Annotated in this window: 16 protein-coding genes; 12 read left to right on the forward strand and 4 right to left on the reverse strand. The window is 41.7% G+C overall.

The annotated features are described in order from the left end of the window. Positions 1-158: 158 nt before the first annotated feature. Positions 159-2,387, forward strand: a complete 2,229-nt coding sequence (locus AC5590_RS14990) for a glycoside hydrolase family 57 protein (RefSeq protein WP_169264409.1) — start codon at positions 159-161, stop codon at positions 2,385-2,387. Between the two features lie 202 nt (positions 2,388-2,589). Here AC5590_RS14990 and AC5590_RS14995 read toward each other — a convergent pair whose 3' ends face one another. Further along, positions 2,590-2,811: a hypothetical protein gene (locus AC5590_RS14995; protein WP_248277196.1), complete on the reverse strand. Its 222-nt coding sequence runs from the start codon at positions 2,809-2,811 to the stop codon at positions 2,590-2,592. A 497-nt stretch (positions 2,812-3,308) separates the two neighbouring features. Between AC5590_RS14995 and AC5590_RS15000 the strand changes: the two genes are divergently transcribed. From AC5590_RS15000 to AC5590_RS15035, 8 genes are all read left to right on the forward strand, one after another. Continuing rightward, positions 3,309-5,267, forward strand: coding sequence for a serine/threonine-protein kinase (locus AC5590_RS15000; protein WP_169264449.1), 1,959 nt, complete (start codon positions 3,309-3,311; stop codon positions 5,265-5,267). Between the two features lie 190 nt (positions 5,268-5,457). After that, the gene (locus AC5590_RS15005; RefSeq protein ID WP_169264410.1) at positions 5,458-6,492 is read left to right on the forward strand and encodes a WD40 repeat domain-containing protein; all 1,035 of its coding nucleotides are present in this window, start codon (positions 5,458-5,460) and stop codon (positions 6,490-6,492) included. Positions 6,493-6,932: 440 nt separating this feature from the next. Then, complete coding sequence (gene xseA / locus AC5590_RS15010; RefSeq protein ID WP_169264411.1) at positions 6,933-8,174, forward strand: exodeoxyribonuclease VII large subunit; 1,242 nt, start codon at positions 6,933-6,935, stop codon at positions 8,172-8,174. A 116-nt stretch (positions 8,175-8,290) separates the two neighbouring features. Then, entirely contained in the window at positions 8,291-8,866 is a 576-nt protein-coding gene (locus tag AC5590_RS15015) for a TMEM175 family protein (protein WP_169264412.1), read from the forward strand. 107 nt (positions 8,867-8,973) lie between these two features. Beyond that, positions 8,974-9,174 (forward strand): exodeoxyribonuclease VII small subunit, encoded by a 201-nt coding sequence (xseB, locus tag AC5590_RS15020; RefSeq protein WP_169264413.1) that lies wholly within the window; start codon positions 8,974-8,976, stop codon positions 9,172-9,174. 95 nt (positions 9,175-9,269) lie between these two features. Beyond that, complete coding sequence (locus AC5590_RS15025) at positions 9,270-10,019, forward strand: sucrose-phosphate phosphatase (protein WP_169264414.1); 750 nt, start codon at positions 9,270-9,272, stop codon at positions 10,017-10,019. After that, positions 10,016-10,651, forward strand: a complete 636-nt coding sequence (ruvA, locus tag AC5590_RS15030) for a Holliday junction branch migration protein RuvA (RefSeq protein ID WP_169264415.1) — start codon at positions 10,016-10,018, stop codon at positions 10,649-10,651. Before AC5590_RS15025 ends, ruvA begins: the two co-directional genes overlap by 4 nt. 766 nt (positions 10,652-11,417) lie before the next feature. Next, positions 11,418-11,885, forward strand: coding sequence for a hypothetical protein (locus AC5590_RS15035; RefSeq protein WP_246163214.1), 468 nt, complete (start codon positions 11,418-11,420; stop codon positions 11,883-11,885). Between the two features lie 76 nt (positions 11,886-11,961). Here AC5590_RS15035 and AC5590_RS15040 read toward each other — a convergent pair whose 3' ends face one another. Continuing rightward, complete coding sequence (locus AC5590_RS15040) at positions 11,962-12,825, reverse strand: class I SAM-dependent methyltransferase (protein ID WP_169264416.1); 864 nt, start codon at positions 12,823-12,825, stop codon at positions 11,962-11,964. A gap of 150 nt (positions 12,826-12,975) precedes the next feature. Between AC5590_RS15040 and bioF the strand changes: the two genes are divergently transcribed. From bioF to AC5590_RS15055, 3 genes are all read left to right on the forward strand, one after another. Beyond that, positions 12,976-14,139: an 8-amino-7-oxononanoate synthase gene (gene bioF / locus AC5590_RS15045; RefSeq protein ID WP_169264417.1), complete on the forward strand. Its 1,164-nt coding sequence runs from the start codon at positions 12,976-12,978 to the stop codon at positions 14,137-14,139. Positions 14,140-15,723: 1,584 nt separating this feature from the next. Then, the gene (locus AC5590_RS15050) at positions 15,724-16,359 is read left to right on the forward strand and encodes a hypothetical protein (RefSeq protein WP_169264418.1); all 636 of its coding nucleotides are present in this window, start codon (positions 15,724-15,726) and stop codon (positions 16,357-16,359) included. Between the two features lie 35 nt (positions 16,360-16,394). Next, positions 16,395-17,675 (forward strand): hypothetical protein, encoded by a 1,281-nt coding sequence (locus AC5590_RS15055; RefSeq protein ID WP_169264419.1) that lies wholly within the window; start codon positions 16,395-16,397, stop codon positions 17,673-17,675. A gap of 290 nt (positions 17,676-17,965) precedes the next feature. Here AC5590_RS15055 and AC5590_RS15060 read toward each other — a convergent pair whose 3' ends face one another. After that, the gene (locus tag AC5590_RS15060) at positions 17,966-18,424 is read right to left on the reverse strand and encodes a BON domain-containing protein (RefSeq protein ID WP_169264420.1); all 459 of its coding nucleotides are present in this window, start codon (positions 18,422-18,424) and stop codon (positions 17,966-17,968) included. Positions 18,425-18,725: 301 nt separating this feature from the next. Further along, on the reverse strand, positions 18,726-19,394 hold the full coding sequence (locus AC5590_RS15065) for a general stress protein (protein ID WP_169264421.1): 669 nt from the start codon (positions 19,392-19,394) through the stop codon (positions 18,726-18,728). Positions 19,395-19,594 lie beyond the last annotated feature (200 nt).

Here is a 19,594-nt window from a genome sequence, read left to right on the forward strand (position 1 = left end):
CGCTTGCGCTTACGCAGTCGCCTACGGAGGAGCCAGTACTGCGGGAGGGTTTCCCTGGTGCAGGTATCTGGCGTTGGAAAGCGGTCATTCGCGCTGTCTGACTCCCTCATTCCCGCACTCCCTCTATCTCCCCATCACTCTATCTACTGATCACAAGTATGTCTCATCCTCTCTACGTCGCTTTCATTTGGCATCAACATCAACCGCTGTACAAATCTCCCACCAAAGCGCAGTCAGGTTCTCAGTATTATCATTTACCTTGGGTGCGTTTGCATGGTACAAAGGACTATCTCGATCTGATACTGATTTTAGAGCGCTATCCTCGGTTGCACCAAACAGTCAATTTGGTACCATCGCTAATATTGCAGCTTGAAGATTACATCGCTGGCACTGCCTTTGACCCTTATTTGGAACTTACCCTCAGACCAACTGAGCAGCTTTGTGACCAACACAAACGATTTATCATAGAGCATTTTTTTGACGGTAATCACCACAATCTGATTGACCCCCATCCCCGTTACGCCGAGTTGTATAACACAAGACTTGACGAAGGCGAAGCTTGGTGTTTCACAAATTGGCAGGAGCAAGATTATAGTGATTTGTTAGCTTGGCACAATCTCGCGTGGATAGACCCTATGTTTTGGGATGACCCAGAAATTGCAGCTTGGTTAAAGCAGGGTCGAAATTTTACTTTGGGCGATCGCCAGCGAATTTACTCAAAACAGCGAGAAATTCTTGGCCGCATCATACCACAGCATAAGGCAATGCAGAATACAGGGCAGTTAGAAGTTACAACTTCGCCCTACACTCACCCCATCTTGCCCTTACTAGCCGATACTAACTCTGGTCGTGTCGCGGTGCCTGATATGACATTACCAAAATCTCGGTTTCAGTGGGCAGAAGATATTCCTCGGCATCTGCAAAAAGCTTGGGATTTGTACATTGATAGATTTGGAACCACGCCACGTGGTTTGTGGCCCTCGGAACAATCCGTCAGCCCCGAGATATTGCCGGATATTATTAATCAAGGATTTAAGTGGATTTGCTCAGATGAAACAGTGTTGGGCAGCACGCTCAAACAGTTTTTTCACCGCGATGGTGCGGGAAATGTCCAAAACCCGGAATTACTGTACAAACCATACCGATTGCAAACACCAGCTGGTGATGTGTCTATTGTCTTTCGGGACCACAGATTATCAGATTTGATTGGCTTTACGTACGGTTCCATGCCAGCAAAACAAGCAGCGGCGGATCTTGTGGGGCATCTGCAGGCGATCGCCCGAATGCAACGCGATAGACAAAGCGAACAACCTTGGTTAGTAACGATTGCCTTGGATGGTGAAAACTGCTGGGAATTTTATTCTCAAGATGGCAAACCTTTCTTAGATGCTTTGTATCAAAGCCTCAGCAACGAACAACGTATAAAACTCGTTACCGTCTCAGAATTTCTTGAACAGTTTCCGCCAACAGCCACTATCCCAGGAGAGCAACTGCACAGTGGTTCTTGGGTAGATGGTAGCTTTACCACTTGGATCGGCGATCCTGCTAAAAATCGCGCGTGGGATTACCTCACACAAGCCAGAGCAACTTTAGCCAATCATCCAGAAGCAACAGAAGAAAACAACCCTGAAGCATGGGAAGCTTTATATGCAGCAGAGGGTTCTGATTGGTTTTGGTGGTTCGGTGCGGGGCATTCCTCTAATCAGGATGCGATGTTTGACCAGTTATTTCGAGAGCACTTGTACGGAATATATAAGGCGTTAAATGAACCGATACCACCTTATCTGCGCCAACCTGTAGAAGTTCATGAGGCGAGCGCTAATTCTCGTCCAAAAAGCTTTATTCATCCAATCATAGATGGCAAAGGCGATGAGCAAGACTGGGACAAAGCCGGACGCATAGAAGTTGGCGGCGCACGCGGAACAATGCACAATAGCAGTCCTATTCAACGGCTTTGGTACGGAGTGGATCATGTGAATTTTTATTTGCGCTTAGACTTCAAAACAGCCATTAAACTAGGGGAGGATGTGCCACCAGAATTGAATTTACTGTGGTATTATCCTGACAAAACGATGCACAACAGTCCTGCTCCCTTAGCACAAGTGCCGGATACATCTCCAATGAATTATCTGTTCCACCACCATTTGGAGATTAATTTGTTAACGCAATCGATTCAGTTTCAAGAAGCTGGCGAGCAGAATCAATGGTATCCGCGTGCTAGTCGTGCTCAAGTCGCTTTAAACAAATGTTTGGAATTGGCAGTTCCTTGGGCAGATTTGCAAATTCCCCCAGATTCTCCCTTACACTTGATTTTGGTGCTTTCGGAGGAAGGACATTTCTGCGATTATCTTCCAGAAAATGCTTTGATTCCAATTGAACTACCTTAAGTAAAAAAAAGGGGTTTAGGGGTTTCTCTACACCCCTTTTTTTCACTTGTGTTCGTGTAGCGTATCTGTAAAACTTTTTCTGCTATAGCTATCGCCAACTCTATTAGGACGTAGGGAACGCTTAACGCTTAAGAGGAAATGCTTACTCAGATCTTGCACCTGGAAAAATTAATGTCAAAACCACAACTACGTGCAAGGGGAATCAATCGCTCAATTTTAAATTGTTGCCCAAAACTTTTTCGAGATGGCGGTTTCCTACGAATTCATAACCTTCAACCTTCTTTCCCAAAATCAAAGACTCAAGCTGCTTCAACTTACCAATTTCTACAGGTAACTCACTCAACTTCTGTCCCGACAAGTCTAACTCTCGCCTACCCTCAGCCATCGCGCAATCTACCAGTACCAATAACTCATCCTGCGTCATAATTCCAAAGAAAAGGGTAAAAGGAAAAAAGATTGATGAAGATTATTTGACTGGAGTTTTTAGTGGATCATGAACTTTGAGTTCAGGACTAAGGATGAAAATAAGTACACTTGAAGTAATACTAATTTAATATGAAGTTGTATCAGTTACCAGCGAGCAGTTATCAGTTGTTACTGTTCACTGTTAAGCGTTTCCTAGCTCGACGAGTCAATTCACAAAATCAAACCGGATTCCTTAGCTGCGATGCTTTGCAGCTTGTGATATTGAGTAATTAATAAACTTTTCTATGTAGATATGCGTATAACTATGTTTTTAAAAAAAAGATGAGTTTTGTTTACACAAATCACCGTAGTACTGATACTAATACGTAAAATTATCATAATAAAAAATATTAGAATTTTATTGACATTTTGTATAATAAGAGTAAGGATAAATCATCATGAAATTTTTAAGGAATAACTGAAGCGTAATTTATCACGCAGTCGTGCCTACCAATGATGATCTGCTGCCTTAATCCTGATTGTTCAAATCCCGTGAATGCCAGTGGAAAAAAGTTTTGCAGAACGTGCAGCACTCCACTGATAGCATTGCTACGAAATCGCTTCCATATTATTAAAGTTCTTTCTGACGAGGGCGGATTTGGTAGAACTTATTTAGCAGAAGATGTAGATAAATTAAATGAACGATGTGTTGTCAAGCAGTTAGCACCAAGAATCCAGGGAACTTGGGCACTAAAAAAAGCAATAGAATTGTTTGAAAAAGAAGCTCAGCGGCTACAAGAACTTGGAACACATTCTCAAATTCCAACGCTTTTAGCTTACTTTGAACAAGATAAATATCTGTATTTGGTACAACAGTTTATTGATGGTCAAAATTTGTTAACGGAACTCCAACACAAAAAAAAGTATAACTGTAGTGAAATAAAAAAAATATTGCTAGATTTACTACCGGTTCTCAAGTTTATCCATGAGCAAGGAGTGATTCATCGAGATATAAAACCACAAAATATTATCCGCCGTCAAGCATCTTTATCCTCAACAACAGCGGTTTCAGGAATAGGCAAAAATCTAGTCCTGATTGATTTTGGTTCTGCAAAGCAGTTAACAGCACAAGCACAGATGAAAATCGGGACTTCGATTGGTTCACAAGGCTATTCCCCGATTGAACAAATCAGGGACGGTGCTGCTTATCCAGCTAGTGATTTGTTCGCTCTTGGGGCTACTTGCTTTCATTTACTAACTGGAGTTTCCCCCTTTAAGTTATGGACAGAACTTGGATATAGCTGGGTAAAAGATTGGCAACAGTACCTGAGATATCCAATCACTGAAGAATTAACAGAAGTTCTCCACAAGCTATTGCAAAAAGACATAGAGCATCGCTATCAATCAGCTCATCAAGTTCTTGGTGATTTGCTCATCAAGCACCAAAGACAATCACTATCAACACCCGTAACTCAAATAAAGCGCATTAGGAAATTCTCAATTACTCAACTGCAATCTATATCAAAACCATATCTATCATTGAGAAATTTGCTGTTGGGTGGCAGTGCGATTATAGTATTTGCTTCTGGAGAATTTTGGTATCGACAATTCCATCGTTTGGAAATGACAAGATCCGTTAGTTGGAATCAGCAAAACACTAGCGCAACAAATCGAGAAATGATTTTTTCTCATAGTACACAGTCGGCTGCTTCAGAAAATTTTTTATTAGTTTCAACGGTCAAAGGATATACCAACTCAATTTTGTCCGTCGCTATTAGCCCAGATAACAAGGCAATTGCTAGTAATAGCGATGATACAATTAAACTGTTGAGTTTGGTCACCGGACAAGAAATTTCCACTTTTAGCGGTCATACCAACAGAGTTAATTTCATAAGCTTCAGTCCAGACGGATACTTTAGCGCGAGTGCTAGTGAAGATAAAACCATAAAAATTTGGAATCTGGCAACTGGACAACAAATCCGCACTATGTACGGGCATACTCACTCAGTCAATACCCTTGCTTTTAGTCATGATAGTAAGATACTTGCCGATGGCAGTGATGACAAAACCATTAAACTTTGGAATTTGGCAACAGCAGATGAAATACGTACACTAAAAGGACATTCTAGTTCAGTTCGGTCTGTAGCCTTTAGTCCCGACGATAATACCCTCGCCAGTGGTAGTTTTGACAAAACCATCAAACTGTGGGACTTGGCAACAGGACAGCAAATACGCACACTTGAAGGTCATTCTGGCAAAGTGACCTCTGTTGCATTTAGTCCTGATGGTAGAATAATTGCTAGTGGCAGTTTTGATCAGACGATCAAACTGTGGAATTTGGCAACAGGACACCTAATCCGCACACTTGAAGGTCATTCCGACGGGATTCAATCTCTGGCGTTTAGTTCAGATGGAAAAACTCTTGTCAGTGGAGGTAACGATAAAACTATTAGGATTTGGCAAACCTCTCTTTAAGTTTTTTGATTTTAAGGCTTTTCTGGTGTCAACACTACAGGAAATAAGTTAAAGCGTGATCGTAAATCTGGAATATAATCGCTTCAATCATTAAGTAAACATATTCCCACACCAAAATTATGCTCTCTACTTCACAAAGGTAGCAATATGAGAGCAGCACAACTTTAGATCTTGCAAGGGTTCTGTGAACATGACTGATTCAAAAGTTAAAGTGTTGACGAGTGTGGCGATCGCACTTTTAGGATTTGGGTGTATTTGGTATTTTGAATCTTCCCACACTGCTATTAGTGCATCCTCTCACTATGGTGAACCTCAAACAACACCCTTGGAAAAATTTTCTGAAGCCTTTACCCTTCCCGGACACTCAGATTCAGTTTTAGCTGTTGCTGTTAGCCCTGATGGACACACACTTGTCAGTGTCAGTGGAGACAAAACTATCAAACTGTGGAATCTGCATACAGGTAAGGAAATCCGGACTCTAGTAGGGCATTCTGATTGGGTGAATTCAGTTGCATTTAGTCCTGATGGAAAGACTCTTGTAAGTGGAAGTGCTGATAGAACTATCAAGGTGTGGAATCTGGATACGGGAAAACAAATCAGGACTCTGACAGGACATTTAGCTTCAGTTCAAACTGTTGCTATTAGCCCTGATGGTTCAACTCTTGCTAGTGGCAGTTGGGATCAAAGTATTAAATTGTGGAAATTGGCTACCGGTAAAATCATTCGTACCCTCAAAGGTGGTTGTGACGTAATTAACACCGTTGCGTTTAGCCCAAATGGAAAGACTCTTGCTAGTGGTAACTATTTTGACAGCAGCATTAACTTATGGGATGTAGCTACAGGAAAGCCAACTAAGACCCTCAGAGGTCACTCTCAAGCTGTTTCCTCCCTCACCTTCAGCCCAGATGGAAAAACCCTTATAAGTGGTAGTTGGGACAAGACGCTCAAATTGTGGGAAATTGCTACACAAAAAGAAATCACCACCCTTGTAGGACATGCTAATAGGGTTTTGTCTGTCGCTGTCAGTCCAGATGGGAAAATTATTGCCAGCAGTAGTTGGGACAAAACTATTAAACTTTGGAATGTAGCAATGGGAAAGCAAATAGCCAGCCTAACGGGGCATACCAATAGAATTTGGTCTGTGGCGTTTAGTCCAGATGGTAAGACTCTTGTTAGTGGTAGTTTTGATAAGACGATTAAAGTTTGGCACTTTGCGTCAAGATGATGAATAACCGGAGTTTACACTTCAGGGAATTTGCATTACGTACCCGGTAAGTATTATAGAAGAGTTCCAATTACTCTACATAAAACTATCCGCTCTAGTTTTAGATCAGTTGACCTAGAACTAGAGCGGTGTAGCGGGTCTTCAAGTTGCAACCAGACTGCCGGAAGGGACTCCAAGCTAGCCTAGCCAATTAGTTAATCTAAATCTTAATTAAAGACTAGAGCTAACTGCTAGAGAACAGCCCCGGCACACAGCCGGCTAACTGCAACTTGATGACCCATAATTGTACTACTTTCTATCATGGGCATCACCTCCTTGTTGCCTAAGCGGTCTTAGTATCAAAAAGGCGGAGTTTTTAGCTCCGGGTTATTCACCTTTATTCAATATAACACAACTTTCTCCCACAATGAGAATATCCTTGATTCTTTATCTAAACTTCAATGATAAAATCCGACAACTCTTCCAACCAGATTGCTGAAACAGCCCTCTCAGTCGCTGGTTTAACTGACTATATCCGCTTTTTACTAGAACAAGACGAACAATTGCAACGAGTTTGGGTGACTGGAGAAGTTTCCAGCGCCAGCCAGCATCGCAGTGGGTTATTTTTTACGCTACAAGATCCTGATGGTGGTGCTGCAATTAAGTGTGTGGTGTGGAATAGTCAATTGACAAAACTGGCACAAATGCCTGTTCGAGGTGAGCAGTTAATTATCTTAGGTAGTATAAGGCTTTATCCTCAAAGGGGAGAGTATCAGCTTTCTGTTTGGCAAGCTTTGCCCGCTGGGGTTGGTTTGCAAGCGCTACGTTATCAGCAACTGCGAAAACGGTTGCAGGCTGAGGGGTTATTTGATTCGCAAACAAAGCGATCGCTTCCTCATAATCCCCAAACAATCGCCGTTGTCACCTCACCCACGGCTGCTGCTTGGGGCGATATTCAAAAAACTCTCAAACAAAGGTATCCTGGTTTATACGTTCTTTTTTCTCCTGCTACAGTCCAAGGTGAGCAAGCCCCAGAATCTATAGTGAATGCTATTCGACGAGTGGAGATGGATGGACGTGCTGAGGTGCTACTTTTAGCAAGGGGTGGTGGTGCAGTTGAGGAATTGGCTTGCTTTAATGATGAACGAGTCGTGCGAGCAGTTGCTTGTTGTTCCATTCCGGTAATTACTGGGATTGGTCATCAAAGGGATGAGTCTTTGGTAGATTTGGTGGCAGATGCTGCAGTGCATACACCGACAGCTGCAGCGGAGTTGGTTGTTCCAGCACTGGCAGAATTATATAATCAGCATCAGCAACGAGTTGTTGCTTTACACCGAAGCGTATCTTTTTGTTTAGAAACAGCACAAAACAAACTGCAAGAAAAGCGAAACCGTCTGCGGCGCTTACGGTTAGATCGACAAGTACAGCAGGAAATACAGGAACTCAGTTGGAAGCGTCAGCAATTGGTGCGTGCGACAACAATGCAATTACACCAAGCAACGCAGCATATAGAAATGTTGCGCCAAAAGTTAACGACTCTTGATCCTAAAGCTGTTTTACAACGCGGTTATGCGGTGGTGCGTCAGCAAAATGGTGCGATCGCTCGTTCTGCTGCTGAGTTGGCTGTGGGAGAAGAGTTGTTAATTCAGTTGGGTCAAGGTGATATTAAAGTTAAAGTTACGGAAAAACCAGTGAACAATTAACAGTTAAATTTTGAGCCTAGTAGCGTATTGATTCAACCAGCAAAATACGTCGTCGTAGTTCACTCTGGAAGTTCTGTCGGTTTGGAAATGTAAGCAAAAAAGGAGGGCGTACACAGATGGGGAAAGGGAGGTTAGAAGCATTTAGCGATGGCGTGATTGCCATCCTCATCACCATTATGGTGTTGGAAATGAAAGTGCCGCATGGGTATGATTTAAAGGCGTTGCGTCCGCTGATCGCGGTATTTATGAGCTATGTGCTTAGTTTTATTTATCTCGGCATCTATTGGAACAACCATCATCACCTGTTACAGGCAGTCAGACATGTAAATGGTCGTATCCTTTGGGCTAATCTGCATCTGCTGTTTTGGTTGTCGCTAATCCCCTTTGTCACTGGCTGGATGGGCGAGAACCATTTCGCCGCTATACCAGTTGCCCTTTATGGTACGGTATTGTTGTTTGCTGCGTTAGCTTACATAATCTTGACCCGTACTCTGATTGGTCATCATGGCAGAGATTCCACTTTGGCGATCGCACTCGGTCGAGACTTCAAGGGCAAAATATCACTGGTGTTTTATGTGCTGGCAATTCCACTTGCTTTTGTCAACTCATGGTTTGCCTGTTTGTTATACATAATAGTCGCAGTCATGTGGCTCATTCCCGACCGTCGTATTGAGAAGACTCTAATTCCCTGAACAGTGCGATCGCCCCAAAGGGGCGGGCACTCTGTGCGATGATCTGCCGCTATGCTGCAGCAAAGCTATCCCCATCGCCATAATATAAAAGGATACGGAGACTTTTTATGAATCAAGGTTGGAATTACGAAGCTAAGGTTGCAGAAATACAAAGAATTATTGCTCGCATTGAGGCGGGTGATTTGGAATTAGAAGAAGTGTTTGAGCAATTTGCAGCTGCTGTTGAGTCTTTGCGTCAATGTGAAGGTTTTTTGCAGGATCGACAGCAAAAAGTAGATTTGTTAATTGAAACTTTGAAGGAGCAATAGTTCTTTGCTGCCTATTAAAATCTGAAGACAGATGAGATTGGTACCAAATCAGCATAAACTTTTTTTTGGTGGTAAAGCTAATAAAAGAGGTTGCTGTGGCTAAATTCCTATTCGTAACTGATTTAGACAATACTTTTGTAGGTGACGACAAGGCGCTGCTTGATCTCAAGGATCGCTTAGAACAGTCACGCCAAGAGTACGGTAGTAAGATTGTTTATGCCACAGGGCGATCGCCTCTTCTTTACCAACAGATCAAAGATGAAAAAAATCTTTTAGAACCCGATGCCCTGATTCTATCTGTAGGAACAGAAATTTATCTTGACGGCAGTGATACTCCTGATTCAGAATGGTCAGAAAAACTTTCATCTGGTTGGAATCGCGAACTTCTAGTATCAACAACGACTGGTTTTCCTGAGTTAGTTCCGCAACCTGACTCAGAACAGCGTCCCTTCAAAGTGAGTTTTCTCCTTCAAGAAGATGTTGCACAAAGGGTTTTACCCCAACTGGAGTCAGAGTTGCAAAAATCTGGTTTAGACGTAAAGTTAATTTATAGTAGCGGTATAGACCTTGACATTGTACCTTCTGGAAGCGATAAAGGACAGGCAGTACAGTTTCTCCGCCAAAAGTGGAAATTTGTAGCAGAGGTAACGGTTGTTTGTGGCGATTCTGGTAATGATATTGCTTTATTCTCTGTTGGCAGTGAAAGAGGAATTATTGTCGGAAATGCTCGCCCAGAGCTACTTCAATGGTATAACCAAAATCCTGCCGACTATCGTTACCTGGCAACAAATTTTTGTGCAGGTGGAATACTCGAAGGTTTAAAACACTTTGGTTTCTTAGAATGATTAGCTATCTCAAAGGCATTGTTGCTGCTATCCAAGACAATAGCGTTCACCGCCATACTCTGACTTTGGAAGTCAATGGTATTGGGTATGATTTGCAAATCCCTGCACGACTGGCACAGCAGTTGCCAAATACTGGAGGTGAAGTGCAGATTTTTACCCATTATCAAATTCGAGAAGAGGTACCATTGCTTTATGGCTTTGGTTCACCAGGAGAACGAGATGTGTTTCGCCACTTGTTAGGTGTTAGTGGTGTTGGTGCAGCTATAGCGATCGCCTTGTTGGACACTTTGGAATTAGCAGAATTAGTGCAGACGATTATCACAGGTAATATTCAATTGCTTGTTCAAGCCCCTGGTGTTGGCAAAAAAACCGCAGAACGCATTTGTTTGGAACTCAAAAGCAAGTTAGTAGAGTGGCGTAAGACAGCAGGCTTCTTCGTCGCCACAGGCGGTCCAGCACCAGGTATTATCGAAGAAGTACAAATGACTCTCCTAGCATTGGGTTACACTGCCAATGAGGTGAGTCATGCCTTGCATGTCGTCAGTGAAGATATTGGACTTCCTAAAGATGCTTTTGTGGAAGAGTGGATAAAACAGGCGATCACTCATCTGAGCACTGAATATAGTCAGTAGTAGCCATATGTAGGGCACGCTCAGTGACAAAGACATTATGACCGAGCGATTCGCCTCAACCGGGATCTTGCACAGCGATTAAACTTTGAAGGTCTTTTACGTCTTTTTAACCAATTAGATTTTGGCTAAGTTTGCACTTAATGGATGATATCGTAAAAATCATGGCAGAGGTGTGCGCAGGCGATTAAGTAAAAAGACTTCTTGACCTTTTTTTGACTTCCGCACAGTGGGGTTGCGCCCCGCTACGCTAACACGGTTGCGCGAATGAGTGTGTGGTGTGAGGAATTTGAAGGAGCGCGTGGTCTTTCCTTATACCTTTTGGACTATATCGTTGTGAAGTGGAGTCGACTTTCTCATTGAAATAATATAAAGAGTTAATAGTATTTAGTAAGAGGTGTTTTTATGCCCTTGATTTTAGTTTTTGGTGGGGCTTATGTTTTGTATTTGTTTTTTAAAGAGCTCAAAGATGGTAAATGTATAGTTACCCGGGGGGGCGATAGTAGTACCTCATATAGTAGTAGGGATAGTTTATTTGATCCTACTGAGGGATGGGTACCTACCCACTCCGGGGAGGCATGGCCGCCGTGCGATAGCATTGAAGGCGGGTGCGACCATGATAGTTGGTAGAGTCAACCCCTATATTACCTCCAAAATGCAACGATGGTCAAACGCTCTATTAGCTTGGACAAACTTCTTTACCACTTGAGCCACTTCGGGACTTTCCGATACCTGGCACCGTCCCCAAAGTGTCAACTACACTGACCAGGTGAGGAAAAGTGCTTACCCTTATTCCTGGTTATTTTATGACCAGCCAGCAGCTTACTACCCCAGTGAGATTTGCTTGCTGGTTTTGGTTTGGGTTTGTATCGTTGACAAAAGCCGTGGTACTTTTTGGCGCATTCGTCCAATGTTTTACCCAGTCCTAGAAAAGCCGGATGCCCGCACAGAAAGACAATGCAATACAATAAATAAGTGCGGATCAGGTGCTCAGTTGAGTCAGCAATTGGCAATGGAAGTTCTAAAATTTACGGCTATGATTGACGAATCAGGATATTTGAGTCTTAATATTCCAAGGCAGTTAGCGGCACAAGAAGTGAACATTGTTGTTGTTTTGAATCCGGTTTCGTCATCTGGAAAGCAAAAACTTAACTATGATTTCTCCGACTTGGTAGGACGGTTAACTTGGAGAGGGGATGCACTCTGTATGCAGAGGACTCTACGGGATGAGTGGTAATCGCTACGTGTTGGGTACGAATGCAATCGTGGCTCTGCTTCAAACCATGTCTATGACTGAGATACCTCGTTGAAAATCAACCGACATCCAGAGTTAGCGCAAAGATAGAACAAAGCGCAAGCATTTTCCTTACCACTTCTGTGTCAATGCCCAAGATTTTCAAGCAGCTTAACTGATCCATCACGTTCAACATACTATACTCTGCCACACAGAAACCTTGCTCATAAGCGAACTGACGCGCCTGCTCAAGTGTTGCAAAATTATTATCTACCAAAGACCTGCCTGTAAGGTTAGTACCTGTTTGTAAGAGCTTCTGTAAAGAAGGGTCAAATTCTTGTGACTGGGTTAGACTAGCTGTGTGAATAAAGTCAGGGGTAATCCAGACGCCACCGTAGTGTTGAAGCATCTCGCGAACATTGGCACACACAAGTTGTTTTTCTGCCATATTCAGATGTGTCAGCAACCCCTCACACAAAATTACGATTGGCTGTCCCGCTTTTAGTAGTTCAGCACTTTTTAAAAACTGACTTGGACGGCTAGTCGCATCAATTGAAAGAAAGTGCAAATTGGGACGTTCCCTAACAAGTTGTTCAATCAGTTGCTGTTTGCAACGAATCATTTTAGGCAAGTCACTTTCAATAAATGTGATGCTCGGATCACAAGACATGAAAAGACCACGCGGTAGCAAACCGGATGCTAGTTCTAGAACTTGCCCTATTTGATATTGAGCCATGACTTGGTTGATAGCTTTATAGCGAGCTTCCACACGTGCAGTCAGCAAAGCACTTTTGTCTTGATTTTGTGACTCAGATTGCTCTACCAATCCTTGCGTTTCGACCAATTGCGCCAACTCTTTGGCATAAGGAATATCTGTGAACTGTCGGGCTTTGCTTCCCATGAATGCAGTGTGGATTATTTTGTCATAGTCACTGGCTTGCATTTTTTTATAACTTTGTTTGAACTACTATACAAGTAGTTTAAAGATAAACTTACACAATAGTACGACTTTTAGTTATAAATTTGTTTTATACTTAATAAGTATAACTTAATTGTATAAAGTAAGAAAAACAACCTCCCCCACTTCTCTACCGTGCCCACAGACCCCTACGCTTGGATAGAAGAATCCCTCGCTACAATTCACCGTGCTGACTGGTATCGCTCAGTACAAACAATTAATGGTCTTCCAGGAGCAACAGTCTTTTTGGAAGGACGGGAGGTAATAAATTTTGCCAGTAACGACTATCTAGGATTGGCAGGAGATCAGCGCCTAATTGCAGCAGCAACGATAGCTACCGAAGAATTTGGTGCAGGTGCTACAGGTTCTAGATTACTCAGCGGACATAGAGAATTACACAGAGATTTAGAAAGGGCGATCGCATTACTAAAACAAACACAAGACGCTCTCGTTTTTAGTTCTGGTTATCTAGCGAATTTAGGGGCAATCAGTGCTATTGTAGGCAAGCGCGATTTGATTTTATCTGACCAGTATAATCATTGTAGTTTGAAAAATGGGGCAATCCTCAGTGGTGCGACGATCATTGAATATCCTCATTGTGATGTTGAGGCATTAAGAACCAAGCTAAGTCAACAAAGGCAAAATTATCGACGTTGCTTAATCATCACTGATAGCGTCTTCAGCATGGACGGTGATTTGTGTCCTTTGCCAGCACTGTTGGAGATAGCGGACGAATTTAGCTGTATGCTGCTGATTGATGAAGCGCACGCCACTGGCGTACTCGGAAACACTGGTGCTGGATGTGTAGAACATTTTGGATGTAGAGGAAGCCAGTTGATTCAAATTGGCACTTTGAGTAAAGCTTTAGGTAGTCTAGGGGGGTATTTAGCTGGAAGTAAAAACTTAATAGACTTTTTGCGCAATCGCGCACCAACTTGGATTTACACTACTGCACTTTCTCCAGCTGATGTGGCAGCAGCACTGACTGCCATAAAAATAGTACAGCAAGAACCACAACGCCGCATTCAATTATGGCAGAATGTCGTCCAACTCAAACAGATGATACAACAGCAACTACCGGAGCTAAAATTGTTACCGTCTTCATCACCCATTCTCTGTTTTGAATTATCAAGTGCAGCAGATGCGCTCAAAGCTGCACAACACCTCAAATCATCTGGTATTTTTGCTCCTGCTATTCGTCCCCCTACTGTTCCTACGAGTCGGATACGAATTTCTATTATGGCAACTCATAACTTGACTCATATTGAGAAATTGGTAGAAGCTTTGAGCAGTATGTAAGCTTAATATAATTAATCTTTTCTTGCTTGATATAACAATAATAATACTACCATTGCTCCAATAGTCAGAGCTTTTTTCCTGACTTAAGATTTTGGTAAATCCCAAACTTTTTTCATAGCTACGATGAGTTTATCCCATAAAATTCTACATTTTAAAAAATCAAGTTCTATAAGATAAAACCGAACAATCATAAGGTTTATGGAGAATTGGAGTGATACCTGTGGAGTGTTAAAACAAGGGTATGAGTCAATTAACGAAAGCAGATAGCCAGTGAAGAACGCTCTTCATTCTTCGTTAGTTGATAACTTCTGTATTCACCCAGTAGTGCTGAGCGTATAGTTCTACTGAATAAATTAAAATGATTGTCATCCTTTTGTGAGTATGCAAAGTGCACAGTAAAATTGTGATTAGGGTCACAGCATGATATTTGATATCCTTGATATAAATAATTTAACTAACACTTATTCTCAGCAAATTTAAAAGAATCATAACAACTTTCAACACTAATTTATACATTTTTATGTAAAAAATTATAATAACTAAGTTAATAAGCTGTTACGCTTACAACTTGGAAATTTCTTACTCCCATCAAGAGTGTAAGATTACCAATATAATTTCTTCTCCCTTGCTCTGGTGCACGCCTTACGGCAATCTACCCTACGGGAATGCCTAGCGGTGAACGGGGATCGAAAAGGGTAATTCGGGGAGTCAACATTTAAAAGCACAGATGCTCAACTTCCGCTTTTAAGTTAGCCAGTGTTTGACTAGGGTTTTCCGGCAAAGACGTGCAGCTTAGTCCACTGATGTTAATTAAACAAAGAGTACTTGTTCGTATCTTTTCCACAAGAGGCTGCTTTAAAAACCTTTGGGGTCAACCGCTGCCTAAGCCATAGGTTAGTGGTAATGGTTAAAAGAACTCAAGACTGTTGACTTAAAGCAGAATAGTGCAAAATGTACACGCATCTGCTTAGTATACTTTTCAAAAAGTTTATCAAAGCAAACCAAATAAAACAATAGTAACTATACTTAAAACTGCCATGAATCAACTATAGACTCTTTAAATTACAGAACTAATTTCTGTTTTCTGCCAATCTTCAAGCTGTAGAGCACTTTAACATAACTCATATACGGATATTCTGTAGACATTTAGAACAAGGAAGGCATTGTCCAGAGAGCCCAAAGTCTGTAAAATCTAATGTCCGGAAAGTTTATATAAACTTCAAACTTACTTCATAAATCATCTTTGATAATATGGCTTTTTCACTCAATACTAATAGTGAAAACACTTAAGTATCATTCAAAATTGTGAAATTTCATTTATGAAAATAATTCCAAAAAGTCTTTTTTTCAAAAAAAAAGGTAAATAAGGGGAAAATTGGCTATCGTCTCATATTTCTACAAAAAAATATTTATCAATTTAATTATTTTGATTCATAATTTTTTTCATAGATTCTTTTTAAAGATTTATAGGGACTTTATCTAAATCTGGAAACAATGTCTGAATAATTGTATATAGGTGCAGCTCAAGAAATAAACATATCCTCTGACCAAAAGTTTTCTTACAATAACTTATATGTAAAGAACATGAATATAATTTCTCGTTTACTTACTACATTTAGTCTTTCTATATCTGCGCTTGCTGTTGTACCTTGCTTTGCAATAGCGCAACAGACTCCAACAGTTCCGGAACAACAAATGACGCAGAGAATTTGCTCTTCCGATGCCGTTGAAGATTTGTTACCTCCGGCAGTCAGTCAAGAAAGTCCTTCTCCACTTTCTTACTTGGGGCAGCAAGGTTTTACACAAAATTCAGATGGTTCTTGGACTTGTTATGTTAGTGATTCTAGGAAGCAAGGACGTTACTATACCCTTTTTAAAGTTCAACAAGTCAATGGAAACCTTGTAGCCAGTTCTTTTCTAGATGGGGGTATTCTCCCGGAAGGCCAAAACAACCGCAGCTTAGACTTCTTCATGATGCTTATAGAAAAGCATACAAAGGCAAGTCAAGGGAACCGTGAAAGTATACGCAGATATCTAGATACCTTCTTTTCTTTTGTGAAACAAGGAAAAGTACAACTCTCTAATCGTGGTTACCTCTTTGATCAACCAAGCGGTGGAGTTGTTATGTACCACTCTGTTACAGGCGGAAAACTCAAGGGAGCAGCAATCACCATTAATATCCGCTCACCTGAGAATTTATCTTCCTCTCCTGTCTCATAAGCTGCATAAAAAATTAGTTGTTGGAGGTAAATCCCTTGAAGTCAAAAGTTAAAACAGTCGCCGTCACTTTATCATCCATAGCAACTGTAGTTAATACATCTCAATCTGCTTCTGCTCAGTTGAAAGTTGGAAACTATGGTGTTCAACCAGGACTTGAGCAAAACTATCTCCAATACCAGATATCGGGCAGAGATTTGACCCAAATGCGAGGTATTCCTGGATGTAGTGTAGGATTTGGTGCCGCTTGTAATAAAGCAGGAGCAGTGTTTCAGAAGTTAGTTGAGTCAAATGGTGGACCAACCCATGAACAGTTGCTGATGCAAGCAGCTGGCGGGGAACAAAACTACCAGAATTTTGCGAAATTTTACGCAAATGACCCTAATCTGACTCAGATACCTTACGCCTCATTCTGGCAGAACGACAATCCCAGTATCGTGGACGGGTATCGCTATCTTCTTGGGCAAACAGTCAATCAAAGTTCCCAAGAAGGTTTGGGAGAAGTTACCAAAAACTTTTACTGGGCACCTGAAGGAAGTGGAAACTCACTTGACCCCCGTAATGGCTTACTGGATTTTAAATACTCTTATGGACGTCGCTTGCTTGAGGAGGTGGCAAAAATTCCCGATGCACAGCAGCAGATTCAAGCTTTGGGTTTAGCGCCAGAACTCACCAAATTTTACTCGGAAAAACTTTCCAGTTCGATGCGTGTGTTGAAATCTGGAAATGAGGAGTCTCTTAAACAGACAATTCTCAAAGACCTCTCAATGCCGTATTCACCAGATGGGGCAGAACTTGGACGTCCAAATCTTGGCATTCCTCCAATTAGTTCGTTGAGTGAAGATACTCTGGCTGGAGATGTCGTTTCCTGGGACACTCCAGTAGCGCTAGATCCAGATGCCATGAACCTTGAGGTTCCTCCCAGCCTTGCAGAAGTTGCTTTATTCCCCCAAGAAGGAGCAAGTTCTTTTCCAACTGAATGGCTTGCGCTGCTTCCTCTGTTAGCCTTACTTCTTCTTGCCTTTGGTGGTGGTGGAGATAGTTCTTCTGGTCAGAATAACGGATCAAATCTCGTCTCAAGTGCACCTCCAGTTGGTTCTTCTGGAGGTGGTTCTCTTCCTTCTGGCGGTGGTGGTGGTTCTGGTGGTAACAACCAAATCATTGAAGTACCGCCCAATCATGGTGTAACTCCCCCGGGACTGGAAGTGAAGAAGGTACCAGAACCAACAACAATAACGCCGCTTGTGTTGTTGATCATTGTACTTTACGTACTTAATCACAAGCAGTGGCGCATACAAACTAGAACACCGATTCAGTAATCGGAACGATGACGAAAAAACTAGGTTTAGTTCGGTTACAACAATAAATGTTTGGTTGTAAAAGACATTAAAACAGGGTTAATTAGTCTTGTTTTTTACCTAATGAATCGGTGTTCTAGAGGTTAAATTCTTTGTTTGTGTATTCAGATGAGTCGGGGTGTAGAAAACGCTCGCATTCTTGTATTTGCTTAAAGAATGCGAGCGTTCGTTTTGAAATTTTTGCTAGGTAGATACTGACGTCAGGTTATGAACAACAAAAGTTCTTACTGAGGTTTGTTATTTGTATTTGATCAAGGTTTTGCTGGAGCAACTTTTGCATTCACCTTCACACTTTTGACACCTTTAATTTCTTGTGCCAAAGTGGGAATTTTATTGAGTTGTTCTTGTGTAGGAACTGTTCCAGCCACTGTTACAGCACCCTCTTTAGCATCAACTGTTAACTGACTGGCTGGTAAATTCGCCTCTAACTTGCCGCGAACTTCGCTTTTTAAATCATTATCACTTCTTTTGGCATCACCACCAGTCGCGTTATTACGTTGTTCGCGTGCTCTAATATCAGACTCTATTTGGTCTTTACGAACTTGACCCGTAGCGTCTTCTTGAGTTTTCTGAGCAGTGTCTTGCGTTGGAGCATTAACATTTTCATTTGTCCCTGAGGGAGCATCTGCACTTGTTTTTGAAGGGGTTTCGCAACCAAACGCACCAACAGCTATGACACCGCTAATGATCAATGGAATAAACTTGTTCATTTTCTGTCTCCTACTGAAATTTTCAAAAAATTTATGAACACAAGTAGCTATTAACAGCAAACAGTTACCCTTTGATCTAAAACACGGAGACAAGAAAAAATCACTGACTTATGCAAAAAACATTTGTATTGGTTAAGTGTCTCCTGAATGGATACATTTAAACAAATATTTCTTGAAATCTCCAGACTTGAATTAAGGGAATTTACTGATAACTGAGTGCTGTTAATTTGTGTGTGAGGTTCAGGAGCGAATCTTTGCAAGCGCACACCAAAGCAGTTTTTTGATGATAACTTATGAATTACTAAACAGTTGTATCCCGATTGTCAACAATTGTTACCGAAGGCTGATTATTCACAGCGCCTGTTACTGGAGGCTGATTATTCACAACGCCGCCAGAGTAATCTGTGTAAGTATCTACAACACCAGGTGGATTATAAATACCAAACTCTTGAATACCTTGGTTTGTCAAAACAGTTTCGGCACCACGAATTTCCTCATCTGTCCCGTCTACTATCACCAAATAATCACCACGGGATACTCGTTCATTGTATACTCTGGCTCGTTCTTCAGGAATTCCCAAACCAACGAGTGCACCCAATAGCCCACCAGCCGCTGCACCAATTCCCGCACCTGCTGCTGTTGTCGCCAGAGCTGTGGCGATTTCACCTGCGAGTAATATAGGACCAACACCAGGAATTGCCAAGGTTCCCAAGCCTACAAGTAAACCGGTAATGCCTCCGACTGTTGCACCTGTTACTGCGCCAGCAGCAGCTCCTTCATCAGCTTTGTTACCAACATGTTCTTGCGTTTCGACACCAGCAATATCACCGGTACGATCAGCATCTTTGGCAATGATAGAAACCTTATTCATTGGAAAACCAGCGTCTCTGAGTTCGGTAAGTGCATACTCAGCTTCACGACGGCTAGAAAAAACGCCGACTGCACGCTTATTATCTTTACCTAAAGCCATTTCACTCCTCCATTAAATAGCTAAAAAAAGCACACAAATATATAGCTTTTGCTTTGCTTCGTGCTTATATTACAGTTTTGCCTTGCTTTGTTCCAACTTGCATCATCCGCAAGTTAAGCTAGCTATCTATCAATGGATTGGTTATTTCCCAAATAGAAATTTGGAAAAATCATAACCTGATTTCACATCTTTGGTTTTTA

Origin of the sequence: Brasilonema octagenarum UFV-OR1, from assembly GCF_963888615.1 — a bacterium.
In the GTDB taxonomy this organism is placed as follows: Bacteria; Cyanobacteriota; Cyanobacteriia; order Cyanobacteriales; family Nostocaceae; genus Brasilonema; species Brasilonema sennae.